This window comes from Streptomyces sp. NPDC051452 (assembly GCF_044454765.1).
GTDB lineage: Bacteria > Actinomycetota > Actinomycetes > Streptomycetales > Streptomycetaceae > Streptomyces.
Map to the genome: position 1 here is coordinate 182,530 of NZ_JBITEB010000010.1, position 13,232 is coordinate 195,761.

Genomic DNA, 13,232 nt, shown 5'->3' on the forward strand with positions numbered 1-13,232 from the left:
TGTCGGTTCCGGACCCTTCGGCGCGCTGGTGGCAGCTGAACTCGCCTCGGCTACTTCGGCTGCGGCTTGCGGATGGACAGGTGCAGCTCGCGCAGGCGGGACTCGTCCAGCTCGGTCGGGGCGCCCATCATCAGGTCCTGGGCGTTGCCGTTGAGCGGGAAGGCGATCGTCTCGCGGATGTTGGGCTCGTCCGCCAGCAGCATGACGATGCGGTCCACGCCGGGGGCGATGCCGCCGTGCGGCGGGGCGCCGAAGCGGAACGCGCGCAGCATGCCCGCGAACTTCTCCTCGACGGTCTCCCGGTCGTAGCCCGCGATCTCGAAGGCCTTGAGCATGATGTCCGGCTCGTGGTTCCGGATGGCACCCGAGGACAGCTCGACGCCGTTGCAGACGATGTCGTACTGCCAGCCCAGGATGTCCAGCGGGTCCTGGGTCTCCAGGGCCTCCAAGCCGCCCTGCGGCATCGAGAAGGGGTTGTGGGAGAAGTCGATCCCACCGGTCTCCTCGTCCTTCTCGTACATCGGGAAGTCGACGATCCAGCAGAAGCGGAAGACGCCGTCCTCGAACTGGCCGGCCCGCTTGGCGGCCTCCACCCGGACCGCGCCCATGATCTTGGAGACCTCGTCGTACTCGCCCGCGCCGAAGAAGACGGCGTGGCCGGGGGCCAGGGAGAGCCGCTTGGTCAGCTCCGCGACGTTCGCCTCGGTGAGGAACTTGGCGATCGGGCCGGACAGCGAGCCGTCCTCGGCCACGCGCACCCAGGCCAGGCCCTTGGCGCCCTGCTCCACGGCGTACTCGCCGAGCTGGTCGAAGAACTTGCGGGGCTGCGCGGAGACGTTCGGCACCGGCAGCGCGCGCACGTGCTTGCCCGCGAACGCCTTGAACTCCGAGCCCTCGAAGACATCGGTGATGTCCACCAGCTCCAGCTTGGCGCGCAGGTCCGGCTTGTCCGAGCCGTACTTCGCCATCGCCTCGCGGAACGGGATGCGGGGGAAGGGGGAGGTGACGTGACGACCGCCGCCGAACTCCTCGAACAGCTCCGTCATGAGCTTCTCGATCGGCTGGAAGACGTCCTCCTGCTCGACGAAGGACATCTCCACGTCGAGCTGGTAGAACTCGCCCGGCGAGCGGTCCGCGCGGGCGTCCTCGTCGCGGAAGCAGGGCGCGATCTGGAAGTAGCGGTCGAAGCCGGAGATCATCAGCAGCTGCTTGAACTGCTGCGGGGCCTGCGGCAGCGCGTAGAAGCGGCCCGGGTGCACCCGGGAGGGGACCACGTAGTCGCGAGCGCCCTCGGGGGAGGTGGCGGACAGGATCGGCGTCGCCATCTCGTTGAAGCCCATCGCGACCATCTTCTGGCGGATGGCGGCGATCACGGCCGTACGCAGCATGATGTTGCGGTGCATGCGCTCGCGGCGCAGGTCGAGGAAGCGGTACTCCAGGCGCCGCTCCTCGTTGACCCCGTCCTCGGCGTTGATCGTGAAGGGCAGCGGGGCGGCGGCGCCGAGCAGCTCGACCTCCGTCACCTCCACCTCGATCTCGCCGGTGGGCAGGTCCGGGTTCACGTTCTCGGTTCCACGTGAAACAACGCGGCCGTCGACGCGGACCGTGGACTCCTTGGAGAGCTTGTCCAGGGCCTCGTAGGCGGCGGTGCCGGGCCGGGCCACCAACTGCGTGATGCCGTAGTGATCGCGCAGATCGATGAAGAGGATGCCGCCCAGGTCGCGCCGATTGTGCAGCCAGCCACTCAGCCTGACGTCGGTGTCGACGTCAGAGGCGCGGAGCTGGCCGCAGGTGTGGGACCTGTACCGATGCATCGTCGTTCATCGTCCTTCGTTCGTGGATGTGCCGGGGTTGCTCTCCCGGCGGGAACGGGCACGGGGCCCGGACCCATCAAGGGTACCGGGCAGGCCAAGATCGGCTCCCCACCTTTACCGCCCGCCCCGAGCGGCCACCGTACCGCCGGGGCGTCCTCGGTGGCGGGTATCGATCAGATCTCCCTAAAGTAGGGCAATGCGCACGAGCGAGCCCCTGCCGTCCGTCGGTGACGTCCTCGCCGCCCTGGCAACGGGGGTATGGCACTGGGACACGGCCACCGGGTTGGTCACCGTCGACGCGGAGGCGGCGCGGCTGCTCGGGCTGCCCGCGGAGCAGACCACCCTCACCGAGGGCCAGACCCGCGCCCGGCTGCACCCGGAGGACTGGAACGAGATCACCGGGGTCGTGCCGCTGGCGGTCGACGAGGGCACGCTCGCCGAGGTGCGGATCCGGATCATGGACGAGCGCGGGCAGGTCGTCCGGATCGTCCGCAGCCGTTCGAAGCCCTCCTTCCACCCCGAGCGCAGGGCCTACCGGCTGATCGGCACCCTCCAGGAGGTCACCGAGCCCGTGCCGGGCACGGCGGCGGCACGCAGCGCGGTGACCGGGGACTGGCGGCGCTCGCGTGAGGCCTTCCTGCTGGACGCCGGCCGGGCCCTGGCGGAGGCACGGTCCACGGCGGAGGTACTGCGGGTGGCGGGCGGTCTGTCGATGCCCGGCTTCTCCCCTGACGGGTTCGTGGTGTTCGGGGTGGAGGGCGACTGGCTGACGATCATCGGTCACCACGGCCACCAGCCCGGCGACATCCGGCCCTTCTCCGACATGCCGCTGGCCGCCGACTATCCGGCGGCGGAGGTGGTGCGCACCGGCCGCGCGGTCTATCTGTCCTCACCGCAGCAGTACGAGTCCAGCTACCCGGCGACCTGGCCGCACGTCCGGCCCTTCGGCCGGCACTCCTGGGCCTTCCTGCCGCTGACCGCGGCCGGGCGGACGATGGGCGCCTGGATGGCCGCCTTCACCTATCACGTGGCGTTCACCCCGGACGAGCGGGCGGTCCTGACGACGGTGGCCCGGATGCTCGCCCAGGCGCTGTCCCGGGCCGGGGCCGAGGAGACCGAGCGGGAGCTGACCGAGGGCCTGCAACGCTCCATGCTGCCGTCGCTGGGCCCAGGGATACCCGGCATGCGGGTCGCCGCCCGCTACATCCCGACCGGCGGCGGGCTCCAGGTCGGCGGCGACTGGTACGACATGATCCCGCTGCCCTCCGGCCGCTTCGCGCTGGTCGTCGGCGATGTCCAGGGCCACGACGTGCGCGCCGCCGGGCTCATGGGCCAGCTGCGCATCGCCCTGCGCGCCTACGCCTCCGAGGGCCACCGTCCGGACGCCGTCCTCTCCCGCGCCTCCCGCTTCCTGCACGGCATCACCCATGAGTCCGGGGACGAGCACCAGTCCGACCCGCGCTTCGCGACCTGCGTGTACGTGGAGGCCGACCCGGCGACCGGGATGCTGGAGTGCGCCCGCGCCGGGCACCCCGACCCGGCGATCCGGATGGCCGACGGCACGGTGATGATGCGGCCGACGGCCGGCGGGCTGCCGCTGGGCGTCGACCCCGACGCGGACTATCCGACGACCCGGTTCGCGCTGGAGCCCGGCGAGACGATGCTGCTGTGCACCGACGGCCTGATCGAGACCGGCGGGCACGACATGGCGAGCGGCTGGCAGCGGCTGCGCGCGGTGCTGGAGAGCCACGACGGCGATGAGGAGAAGCTGGCCGACGCGCTGGTGCAGGCGGTGCACGGGCCGTCCTCGCACCACACCACCGGTCCGCTGGCCGACCGCCGCGAGGACGACATCGCGCTGATGCTGTTGTGCCGGCCCAGGGAGGGCTGCGGCTGTAGCGACACCATGACCGAACGGCCCACGGTGCGGCGCACCCTGCTGTCGGTGGCGCAGGACGAACCCGAGCGGATCGCCGAGGCCCGCCAGCATCTGCGCGAGCTGCTTCACGACTGGGCCTGCGCCGAGCAGATCGACTCGGCGGTCCTGCTGGTCTCCGAGATGGTCACCAACGTCCTGGTCCACACCGACACCGACGCGCTGCTGCTGGCCGAGGTGGCCGAGGGCACCCCGGGACGACGGCTACGGGTGGAGGTCACCGACGCGGGCGACGACCTGCCCCACACCCGCCGCCCCGGTGAACTGGCCTCCTCCGGCCGCGGCCTGATCCTCATCGGTCTTCTGGCCGACGCCTGGGGAGTGGTCCCGCGCGGCAGGGGCAAGAGCATCTGGTTCGAACTCGACGAGTCGGACGACCGGGATCCGACGGGCGCCGGCGGCTGACCAGGGCTCAGCCGGGCGGCGTGGGCGTCGGCGCCGGTGGGCCACCGCCCGGCCCCGGGTACCGCTCGCGCAACTCCTGGACGACACCGAAGGCGGCCGCGGTCAGCGGCACCGACAGCAGCATGCCGAGGATGCCCGCGACGGACGCGCCGGCCGTGATGGCCAGCAGCACGACGGCCGGATGCATCTGCACGGTCCGGCTCTGGATCACCGGCTGCAGCACGTGTCCCTCCAGCACCTGCACCGCCAGCACCACCCCGAACGCCCACAGCGCGATGACGACGCCCCGGTCGGCGAGGGCGACCAGCACGGCCACCGCGCCGGAGATGAACGCGCCGAGATAGGGGATGTACGCGCCGACGAAGACGAGCGCGCCGAGCCCGACCGCGCCGGGCACCCGGAGGATCAGCAGGCCCACGGTGATGCAGACGGCGTCGATGAGGGCGATGACGGTGGTCCCGCGCATGAACCCCTCGACCGCCCGGAAGGCGCGCCGGGCCATCGCCTCGAGCACGTCGGCGGTGCCGCCGGGCGCACCCGAGCGCAGGGCCCGTACGGCCCGCTCGGAGTCGCGCAGGAAGAAGAAGACCAGCAGCAGCGCGAGGACGGCCATGGCGATGCTCTCGCCGACGACACTGACGCCGCTGATCACGTTGGAGGCGGCCGTACCGCCGAACTTGCCCAGCAGTTGACGGGAGTTGGCGGCGAGGTCGTCGAGCGAGGTGCCGGCGGCGCCGAAGTGCCGGGTGACGGCCTTGGCGGCTGCCCGGAGCGAGTCGACGATCTGGCCACCGGTGTCGACGAGCGCGGCGACGACGATGTACACGGCACCGCCGACGACGGCGACGACGGCCACACAGGTGAGCCCGGCCGCCACCGACGCCCGCACCCCGGCCCGTAGCAGCCGCCGGTACAGCGGCCGCAGCAGCGCCGTCCCGAGCAGCGCGAGGAGCACCGGCGTGACGGCCGTACGCAGCTCCGCGCACAGCCGCACCCCGACCCACCCCACCCCGGCGGCGAGCAGCAGCACGGCGCACCAGGCGGCGAACCGGCGGACGGGGGCGGGCAGCAGCTGCACACGTTCAGCGGATCATGAAAGCGGCCCACTGTCCCGTGGCGGGCGGCCGGCCGGGTGAGCCGGGCACCCACCACCGGGGCGGGGCGGGTGGCACGCGCGGACGAGCCCCGTCCGTGACCGGACGGGGCTCGTCGGCGGTGGTCCAGGCGGGTTCTACAGGCCGCCCTCGGACATCCCGTGCACGGCCGGGACGGTGCCCAGCCGCCCCTTCTGGAAGTCGTCGAACGCCTGCTGGAGTTCCTCGCGGGTGTTCATGACGAACGGACCGTAGTGCGCCATCGGCTCCCGGATGGGCTGTCCGCCGAGGAGGACGACCTCCAGGTCCGGCGTGTGGGAGTCCTGCTTCTCGTCCGCGCGGACGGTCAGCGAGGAGCCCGCGCCGAAGACGGCGGTCTGGCCGACGTGGATCGGACGGCGTTCGACGCCGACCGTGCCACGGCCCGCGAGCGCGTACGCGAGGCCGTTGAAGTCCTCGCGCCACGGCAAGGTGATCTCCGCGCCCGGAGCCAGCGTCGCGTGGACCATCGTGATCGGGGTGTGGGTGATGCCGGGCCCCGCGTGGCCGTCCAGCTCGCCCGCGATCACGCGCAGCAGCGCGCCACCGTCGGGCGTGGTCAGCAGCTGGACGTTGCCGCCCCGGATGTCCTGGTACCTCGGCGCCATCATCTTGTCCTTGGCCGGGAGGTTCACCCACAACTGCAGACCGTGGAAGAGGCCGCCGGACACGACGAGGGACTCCGGCGGAGCCTCGATGTGCAGCAGGCCCGAGCCGGCGGTCATCCACTGGGTGTCACCGTTGGTGATGGTGCCGCCACCGCCCTGGCTGTCCTGGTGGTCGAAGACGCCGTCGATGATGTAGGTGACGGTCTCGAAGCCGCGGTGCGGGTGCCAGGGGGTGCCCTTGGGCTCGCCCGGCGCGTACTCCACCTCGCCCATCTGGTCCATCATGATGAACGGGTCGAGGTGGCGGTAGTTGATCCCGGCGAACGCGCGGCGCACCGGGAAGCCTTCGCCCTCGAATCCGCTCGGCGCGGTCGTCACGGTGAGCACGGGACGTGCCACGGCGTCGGCGGGTGCGGTCACACGGGGCAGCGTCAACGGGTTCTCGACGGTCACTGCGGGCATGGTCGGTACCTCCTAGGTACGCCCACTTTAGTTGAGCGTTGAACTTCTTGCCAGTCGAAACAGAGAAAGCCCGGAGGGAATTCCCTCCGGGCCCCGAGTCGTGCCTCATTCAGCCGCCGTACATCCGGCGCATGGCGAAGTCCACCATCTGCTCGACCGCCTTCGCGTCGAACACCATCCGGTGCTCGCCCTCCATGTCCAGGACGAAGCCGTAGCCGGTCGGCAGCAGGTCGATGACCTCGGCGCCGGTGATGACGAAGTACTTGGACTCCTTGCCCGCGTACCGGCGCAGCTCCTTGAGCGAGGTGAACATCGGGATCACCGGCTGCTGGGTGTTGTGCAGGGCGAGGAAGCCGGGGGTGTCGCCGCGCGGACAGTACACCTTCGACGTGGCGAAGATCTGCTGGAAGTCCTCGGCGGCCATCTGGCCCGTGGTGAAGGCGCGCACCGCGTCCGCGAGGGAGGGCGGGGACGGCTCCGGGTAGAGCGGCGGCTGCTGGCCGTACCCACCGACACCGCCCGGCATCTGCTGCTGCGGCGGGGCGTACTGCTGCTGCGCACCCACGTTCTGGTCGTAGCCGTACATGCGCGCAAGACTACCGAGCGGAAGCGGGCGTGGGGGCCGCCGGGAAAGGTACGCCGTCCAGACGCGGCGGACTAGACCCTTCTCACACTTGCCCCGGCGGGGGTTGCGTCTTATTACCGGCGGGTAGCATCATCGGAGCTACTTGTTGGTACGTGAACTAGGTGCGAGGAGCCAGTGCCTCGCCGATCTCTCTACGGAGCCGTCGCCATGGGGCACTACAAGCCGAATCTCCGCGACATCGAGTTCAACCTCTTCGAAGTACTGGGGCGCGACAAGGTGTACGGCACCGGCCCCTTCGAGGAGATGGACGTCGAGACCGCCAAGAGCGTCCTGGAGGAGCTGACCCGCCTCTCGGAGAACGAGCTGGCCGAGTCCTTCGCCGACGCCGACCGCAACCCGCCGGTCTTCGACCCGCAGACCAACACCGCGCCCGTCCCGGCGTCCTTCAAGAAGAGCTACCAGGCCTTCATGGACTCCGAGTACTGGCGGCTCGGCCTGCCCGAGGAGATCGGCGGCACCACCTCGCCCCGCTCCCTGATCTGGGCCTACGCCGAGCTGATCCTGGGCGCCAACCCGGCCGTGTGGATGTACTCCTCGGGCCCCGCGTTCGCCGGCATCCTCTTCGAGGAGGGCAACGAGGTCCAGAAGCACATCGCCTCGGTCGCCGTGGAGAAGCAGTGGGGCTCCACCATGGTCCTCACCGAGCCCGACGCGGGCTCCGACGTGGGCGCCGGCCGCACCAAGGCGGTCCAGCAGGAGGACGGCTCCTGGCACATCGAGGGCGTGAAGCGCTTCATCACCTCCGGTGAGCACGACATGTCGGAGAACATCCTCCACTACGTGCTCGCGCGTCCCGAGGGCGCCGGCGCCGGCACCAAGGGCCTGTCGCTGTTCCTCGTGCCGAAGTACCTCTTCGACTTCGAGACCGGCGAGCTGGGCGAGCGAAACGGCGTCTACGCCACCAACGTCGAGCACAAGATGGGCCTGAAGGCCTCCAACACGTGCGAGATGACCTTCGGCGACAAGCACCCGGCCAAGGGCTGGTTGATCGGCGACAAGCACGACGGCATCCGCCAGATGTTCCGCATCATCGAGTTCGCCCGCATGATGGTCGGCACGAAGGCGATCTCCACGCTGTCCACCGGCTACCTGAACGCGCTGGAGTACGCCAAGGAGCGCGTCCAGGGTCCGGACCTGGCTAACTTCATGGACAAGACCGCGCCCAAGGTCACCATCACCCACCACCCCGACGTGCGCCGCTCGCTGATGACGCAGAAGGCGTACGCGGAGGGCATGCGCGCCCTGGTGATGTACACCGCCTCCATCCAGGACGCGATCCAGGTCAAGGAGGCCAACGGCGAGGACGCCTCCGCCGAGCACGCCCTGAACGACCTGCTGCTGCCCGTCGTCAAGGGCTACGGCTCCGAGAAGGCCTACGAGCAGCTCGCCCAGTCGCTGCAGACCTTCGGCGGCTCCGGCTTCCTGCAGGAGTACCCGATCGAGCAGTACATCCGGGACGCCAAGATCGACACCCTCTATGAGGGCACCACCGCGATCCAGGGCCAGGACTTCTTCTTCCGGAAGATCGTCCGCAACCAGGGCGCCGCGCTCAACTCGCTCGCCGAGGACATCAAGAAGTTCCTGGCCCTCGGCACCGGCGGCGAGGAGCTGGCCGGCGCTCGCGAGCACCTCGCCAAGGCGGCCGTCGAGCTGGAGGCGATCGTCGGCCTGATGCTGACCGACCTCGCGGCCACCGAACAGGACACCAAGAACATCTACAAGGTGGGCCTGAACACCAGCCGCCTGCTGCTCGCCTCCGGTGACGTGATCGTCGGCTACCTGCTCCTCAAGGGCGCCGCGGTCGCCGCCGACAAGCTCGCCACGGCCACGGCGAAGGACAGGACGTTCTACACCGGCAAGATCGCCGCGGCGAAGTTCTTCGCGGCGAACGTCCTGCCGGGCGTCACCCTCGCCCGCAAGGTCGCCGCGACCGTCGAGCTGGACCTGATGGAGCTGGACGAGGCCGCGTTCTAACGTTCCAGACGTTCCGGACGTCCCCGCCGATTACCGCACGGACCCGCTTCCCTTTCCCGGGAGCGGGTCCGTGCACGTCGTTAAGGTGAACCCATGAGCGCAGCAACCCGCTTCGATCGCGGCCACACCGACGACCTGATGTCCTTCCTCGCGGCGAGCCCCTCGCCGTACCACGCCGTGGCGAACACCGCCGAGCGGCTGGAGAAGGCCGGCTTCAGGCAGGTCGCCGAGACGGACGCCTGGGACGGTACGAGCGGCGGCAAGTACGTGGTGCGCGGCGGCGCGATCGTCGCCTGGTACGTCCCCGAGGGTGCCGACCCGCACACGCCGTTCCACATCGTCGGCGCGCACACCGACTCCCCGAGCCTGCGGGTCAAGCCGCGCCCGGACAGCGGCGCGCACGGCTGGCGCCAGGTGGCCGTGGAGATCTACGGCGGACCGCTGCTCAACTCCTGGCTGGACCGGGATCTCGGGCTGGCCGGCCGCCTCACCCAGCGCGACGGCACCTCGGTGCTCGTGAACGTGGACCGGCCGCTGCTGCGCGTCCCCCAGCTCGCCATCCACCTGGACCGCTCGGTCGCCACCGAGGGGCTCAAGCTCGACAAGCAGCGGCATCTGCAGCCGGTGTGGGGCCTGGACGACGAGGTGCGCGAGGGCGACCTGATCGCCTTCCTGGAGCAGGAGGCGGGGCTGACGCCGGGCTCCGTGACCGGCTGGGACCTGATGACACACCCGGTGGAGCCGCCGGCGTACCTGGGCCGGGACCGTGAACTGGTCGCCGGGCCGCGCATGGACAACCTGCTGTCGGTGCACGCGGGCGCCGCCGCCCTGGCCGCCGCCGCGGCCTCCGGCACCGCGCTCACCCATATCCCCGTGCTGGCCGCCTTCGACCACGAGGAGAACGGCTCGCAGTCGGACACCGGAGCCGACGGCCCGCTGCTGGGCACGGTGCTGGAGCGCTCGGTGTACGCCCGCGGCGGGTCGCTGGAGGACCGGGCGCGCGCCTTCGCCGGCACGGTCTGCCTCAGCTCCGACACCGGACACGCCGTCCACCCCAACTACGCCGAGCGCCACGACCCGACACACCACCCCCGGGTCAACGGCGGCCCGATCCTCAAGGTCAACGTCAACAACCGCTACGCCACCGATGGTTCGGGGCGCGCGGTGTTCACCGCCGCCTGCGAGAAGGCCAACGTGCCCTTCCAGACCTTCGTCTCCAACAACTCCATGCCGTGCGGCACCACCATCGGCCCCATCACCGCCGCCCGGCACGGAATCCTCACGGTCGACATCGGCGTCGCGATCCTCTCCATGCACAGCGTCCGTGAACTCTGCGGCGCCGAGGACCCCTTCCTGCTGGCGAACGCGCTGACGGCTTTCCTGGAGGGCTAGTTCGGGCCCCGCCGGGTACCCGCACGGCACCGGAGATTCCGGAACCGGAAGGGGAGGCGAAGCCTCATGGGGCTCGGCGGATGCATCATCCTCATTGCCGTGGGGGCCATCCTCACGTTCGCGACCGACTGGCACATGCATGGCGTCAACCTGACGGTCGTCGGCCTGATCCTGATGGCCGTCGGCCTGATCGGTGTCGCCACCTTCACCGGCATCGCGCGGCGCCGCCGGGTGGTGATGCCGCCGGCGCCCGTCGTCGAGGAGGAGGTCCACCATCACCACCACCGCGGCGAGGGCTACACCGACGGCTACGGCGTCTGATCCCCCGCCCGTGCGCCACCGGCCGGCCCCGCGTGGCCGACCGGCCGCGCCCCGTCGTCTGTCCGCCTACTGCTCGTCCATCCCCGCGAGGACGAGCGGCAGCCGGTCCGCCGCGCCCTCGGCGAGGCGGACCGGAACGCCCCAGTCCTGCTGGTGGACGTGGCAGGCGGGGTACGCGTTCGCCGGGTCGTCGTCACAGGAGGCCGCCATCGCCGAGACGTGCAGGACGCCCTCGGTGACGGCCGGGTTCAGCTCCAGCTCGCGGGTCAGGTCGGTGTCCGCTCCCTCGCCCTTGAGCAGCAGCTCGGGCGGGGTCGAGGAGACCAGCAGCCGGGTCGAGGGGCCGTAGCGGGTGTCGAGCTTCTGGCCGGCCGGGGCCTGGAAGATCACGTCGAGGCGGAGGGTGCCCGGGGCGACCTCGGTCGCGGCCCGCCGGGTGCGGTGGGCGACCGACTCCACGCGGACCGCCTCCTCGGGCAGCCGCAGCCGGGTGAGCCGGTGCCGGGCCGACTCGACCACGACGATGTCCTCGCCGACCAGCACGGCGTCGCTGGGCTCGCGCAGATCGGTGGCGAGCGTGGTGACCTCACCGGTGGCCGGGTCGTAGCGGCGCAGGGCGTGGTTGTAGGTGTCGGCGACGGCGACCGAGCCGTCCGGCAGGGCGGTCACGCCCAGCGGGTGCTGGAGCAGAGCCTGGTCCGCCGGGCCGTCCCGGTGGCCGAAGTCGAACAGACCGGTACCGACGGCCGTGTGCACCCGGCCGTCGAGGTCCACCCAGCGCAGCGCGGAGGTCTCGGAGTCGGCGAGCCACAGCCGGTCGGCGGTGGCGGCGAGGCCGGAGGGCTGGGCGAACCAGGCCTCGGCGGCGGGGCCGTCGACCAGGCCCTCGTTGGTGGTGCCGGCCGCGACGGCGACGGTGCCCGCCACCGGGTCGTACGTCCACAGCTGGTGGACGCCCGCCATGGCGATCCACACCCGGCCGTCGAAGACCGCCACGTCCCAGGGTGAGGACAGGTCCGTCTCACGCGCCGGACCGGACGTCGGCGATCCCTGCCACCACTGCCTGCCGGTGCCGGCCAGGGTGGTCACTTCGCCCGTGCCGAGATCGACACGGCGCAGGGCGTGGTTGACCGTGTCGGCGACGACCACGGCCGTGCCGTCCGCGAGCAGCGCGAGGCCCTGCGGCTCGTTGAAGGAGGCACCGTCCGGGCCACCGTCCGAGAAGCCGCGGACGCCCGAACCGATCCGCCGCACGACCGTCTCGCCGTCCTCGGCCAGCTCCACCAGCCGATGCCGGGTGGTGTCGCTGACCAGCAGGTTCCCGGACGGCAGCAGCAGGGCCTTGCCCGGGAACCGCAGGGTGGTCGGCTCCGGCTCCGGCGGCACGTACGGGCCGTCACCGCGGCGCAGCGTTCCCTTGGCGGCGTGCTCGGCCTCCAGCTGGGCCACCAGCCGCTCGATGGCGTGCACATGGCCCTCGCCGGCGTGCTGGGCGACGACGTATCCCTCGGGGTCGATCACGACGAGCGTCGGCCAGGCACGCACCGCGTACTGCTTCCAGGTGGCCAGCTCCGGGTCGTCCAGCACCGGGTGCTCCACGCCGTAGCGCTCGACCGCGTCCACGACCGCCTGGTGCTCGGCCTCGTGCACGAACTTCGGGGAGTGCACCCCGACGACCACCACCGTGTCCGGGTGCTTCCGCTCCAGCTCACGCAGCTCGTCCAGGACGTGCAGACAGTTCACACAGCAGAACGTCCAGAAATCCAGGACGACGATGCGTCCGCGCAGCTCCGCGAGGGTGTACTGGGTGCCGCCCGTGTTCAGCCAGCCACCCTTGCCGATCAGCTCGGGGGCGCGGACGCGGGCGCGTCGGGGTGTGGAGTCGGTCATGGTTCAAGGGTGCCATCCGGCTCCGGCAACCGAGTCGGCGCCTGGCGGTTCGGCCCTGCGCCCGCGCGACGTCCCGCGACCCCCGATGTGGTGACCTCGTGACGATCAAGGAATGCCGGGGAAGCATCCCCCGTATGAGATTCCTCGTACGCGACCGCATCCTCGGCATCGGCGACGACTGGTGGATCGAGGACGAGCACGGCCGGAAGGTGTTCCTCGTCGACGGCAAGGCCATGCGGCTGCGGGACACCTTCGAGCTCAAGGACACCCAGGGGCGGGTCCTGATCGACATCCACCAGAAGATGTTCGCGCTGCGCGACACGATGGTGATCGAACGGGACGGCGAGGGCCTGGCCAGGATCAAGCGCAAACGGCTGTCGCTGCTGCGCAACCACTACCGGGTCTCCCTGGCCGACGGGAGCGAACTCGACGTCAGCGGCAAGATCCTGGACCGGGAGTTCGCCGTCGAGTACGACGGCGAACTGCTCGCGGTGATCTCCCGGCGCTGGCTCACCCTCCGGGACACCTACGGCGTCGACGTCGTCCGCGACGACGCCGATCCGGCGCTGCTGATCGCGGTGGCGGTGTGCGTGATCCACCTCGCGGAGAAGGAGGGCGAGGAGGACTGACGGGGCGGGAGCCCCAAGGGGC

10 protein-coding genes are annotated in these 13,232 nt (G+C 70.9%); 5 read left to right on the forward strand and 5 right to left on the reverse strand.

Annotated elements, in window-relative coordinates; all coding sequences use genetic code 11:
* Positions 1–50: 50 nt before the first annotated feature.
* A complete protein-coding gene (gene aspS, locus ACIBA9_RS23555; RefSeq protein ID WP_399365881.1) occupies positions 51–1,814 on the reverse strand; it encodes an aspartate--tRNA ligase in 1,764 nt (587 codons plus the stop codon).
* Positions 1,815–2,010: 196 nt separating this feature from the next.
* Here aspS and ACIBA9_RS23560 point away from each other — a divergent pair, with 196 nt between their 5' ends.
* On the forward strand, positions 2,011–4,155 hold the full coding sequence (locus tag ACIBA9_RS23560; protein WP_399365883.1) for a SpoIIE family protein phosphatase: 2,145 nt from the start codon (positions 2,011–2,013) through the stop codon (positions 4,153–4,155).
* A 7-nt stretch (positions 4,156–4,162) separates the two neighbouring features.
* Here the strand turns inward: ACIBA9_RS23560 and ACIBA9_RS23565 are convergent, their stop codons facing one another.
* The 3 genes from ACIBA9_RS23565 to ACIBA9_RS23575 form a co-directional block, all read right to left on the reverse strand.
* Entirely contained in the window at positions 4,163–5,233 is a 1,071-nt protein-coding gene (locus ACIBA9_RS23565) for an AI-2E family transporter (RefSeq protein WP_399365885.1), read from the reverse strand.
* A 153-nt stretch (positions 5,234–5,386) separates the two neighbouring features.
* Complete coding sequence (locus ACIBA9_RS23570) at positions 5,387–6,358, reverse strand: pirin family protein (RefSeq protein ID WP_362149909.1); 972 nt, start codon at positions 6,356–6,358, stop codon at positions 5,387–5,389.
* 109 nt (positions 6,359–6,467) lie between these two features.
* The gene (locus ACIBA9_RS23575; RefSeq protein ID WP_345047353.1) at positions 6,468–6,944 is read right to left on the reverse strand and encodes an SseB family protein; all 477 of its coding nucleotides are present in this window, start codon (positions 6,942–6,944) and stop codon (positions 6,468–6,470) included.
* Positions 6,945–7,151: 207 nt separating this feature from the next.
* Here ACIBA9_RS23575 and ACIBA9_RS23580 point away from each other — a divergent pair, with 207 nt between their 5' ends.
* The 3 genes from ACIBA9_RS23580 to ACIBA9_RS23590 all read left to right on the forward strand — a co-directional run bounded on the left by ACIBA9_RS23580 (position 7,152) and on the right by ACIBA9_RS23590 (position 10,691).
* Complete coding sequence (locus ACIBA9_RS23580) at positions 7,152–8,978, forward strand: acyl-CoA dehydrogenase (RefSeq protein ID WP_362149908.1); 1,827 nt, start codon at positions 7,152–7,154, stop codon at positions 8,976–8,978.
* Between the two features lie 93 nt (positions 8,979–9,071).
* A complete protein-coding gene (locus ACIBA9_RS23585) occupies positions 9,072–10,370 on the forward strand; it encodes a M18 family aminopeptidase (RefSeq protein ID WP_362149907.1) in 1,299 nt (432 codons plus the stop codon).
* A gap of 66 nt (positions 10,371–10,436) precedes the next feature.
* On the forward strand, positions 10,437–10,691 hold the full coding sequence (locus tag ACIBA9_RS23590; RefSeq protein ID WP_362149906.1) for a DUF6458 family protein: 255 nt from the start codon (positions 10,437–10,439) through the stop codon (positions 10,689–10,691).
* A gap of 66 nt (positions 10,692–10,757) precedes the next feature.
* Here ACIBA9_RS23590 and ACIBA9_RS23595 read toward each other — a convergent pair whose 3' ends face one another.
* Positions 10,758–12,581: an NHL domain-containing thioredoxin family protein gene (locus ACIBA9_RS23595; protein WP_399365889.1), complete on the reverse strand. Its 1,824-nt coding sequence runs from the start codon at positions 12,579–12,581 to the stop codon at positions 10,758–10,760.
* Positions 12,582–12,715: 134 nt separating this feature from the next.
* Between ACIBA9_RS23595 and ACIBA9_RS23600 the strand changes: the two genes are divergently transcribed.
* Complete coding sequence (locus tag ACIBA9_RS23600) at positions 12,716–13,210, forward strand: LURP-one-related/scramblase family protein (protein ID WP_399365891.1); 495 nt, start codon at positions 12,716–12,718, stop codon at positions 13,208–13,210.
* Positions 13,211–13,232 lie beyond the last annotated feature (22 nt).

Excerpts from the sequence above, each read along its gene's own strand:
- ACIBA9_RS23560 (WP_399365883.1), top strand. The coding sequence starts at position 2,011 with ATGCGCACGAGCGAGCCCCTGCCGTCCGTCGGTGACGTCCTCGCCGCC.
- ACIBA9_RS23600 (WP_399365891.1), top strand. The coding sequence starts at position 12,716 with ATGAGATTCCTCGTACGCGACCGCATCCTCGGCATCGGCGACGACTGG.
- ACIBA9_RS23575 (WP_345047353.1), bottom strand. The coding sequence starts at position 6,944 with ATGTACGGCTACGACCAGAACGTGGGTGCGCAGCAGCAGTACGCCCCG.
- aspS (WP_399365881.1), bottom strand. The coding sequence starts at position 1,814 with ATGCATCGGTACAGGTCCCACACCTGCGGCCAGCTCCGCGCCTCTGAC.
- ACIBA9_RS23595 (WP_399365889.1), bottom strand. The coding sequence starts at position 12,581 with ATGACCGACTCCACACCCCGACGCGCCCGCGTCCGCGCCCCCGAGCTG.
- ACIBA9_RS23580 (WP_362149908.1), top strand. The coding sequence starts at position 7,152 with ATGGGGCACTACAAGCCGAATCTCCGCGACATCGAGTTCAACCTCTTC.
- ACIBA9_RS23585 (WP_362149907.1), top strand. The coding sequence starts at position 9,072 with ATGAGCGCAGCAACCCGCTTCGATCGCGGCCACACCGACGACCTGATG.
- ACIBA9_RS23570 (WP_362149909.1), bottom strand. The coding sequence starts at position 6,358 with ATGCCCGCAGTGACCGTCGAGAACCCGTTGACGCTGCCCCGTGTGACC.
- ACIBA9_RS23590 (WP_362149906.1), top strand. The coding sequence starts at position 10,437 with ATGGGGCTCGGCGGATGCATCATCCTCATTGCCGTGGGGGCCATCCTC.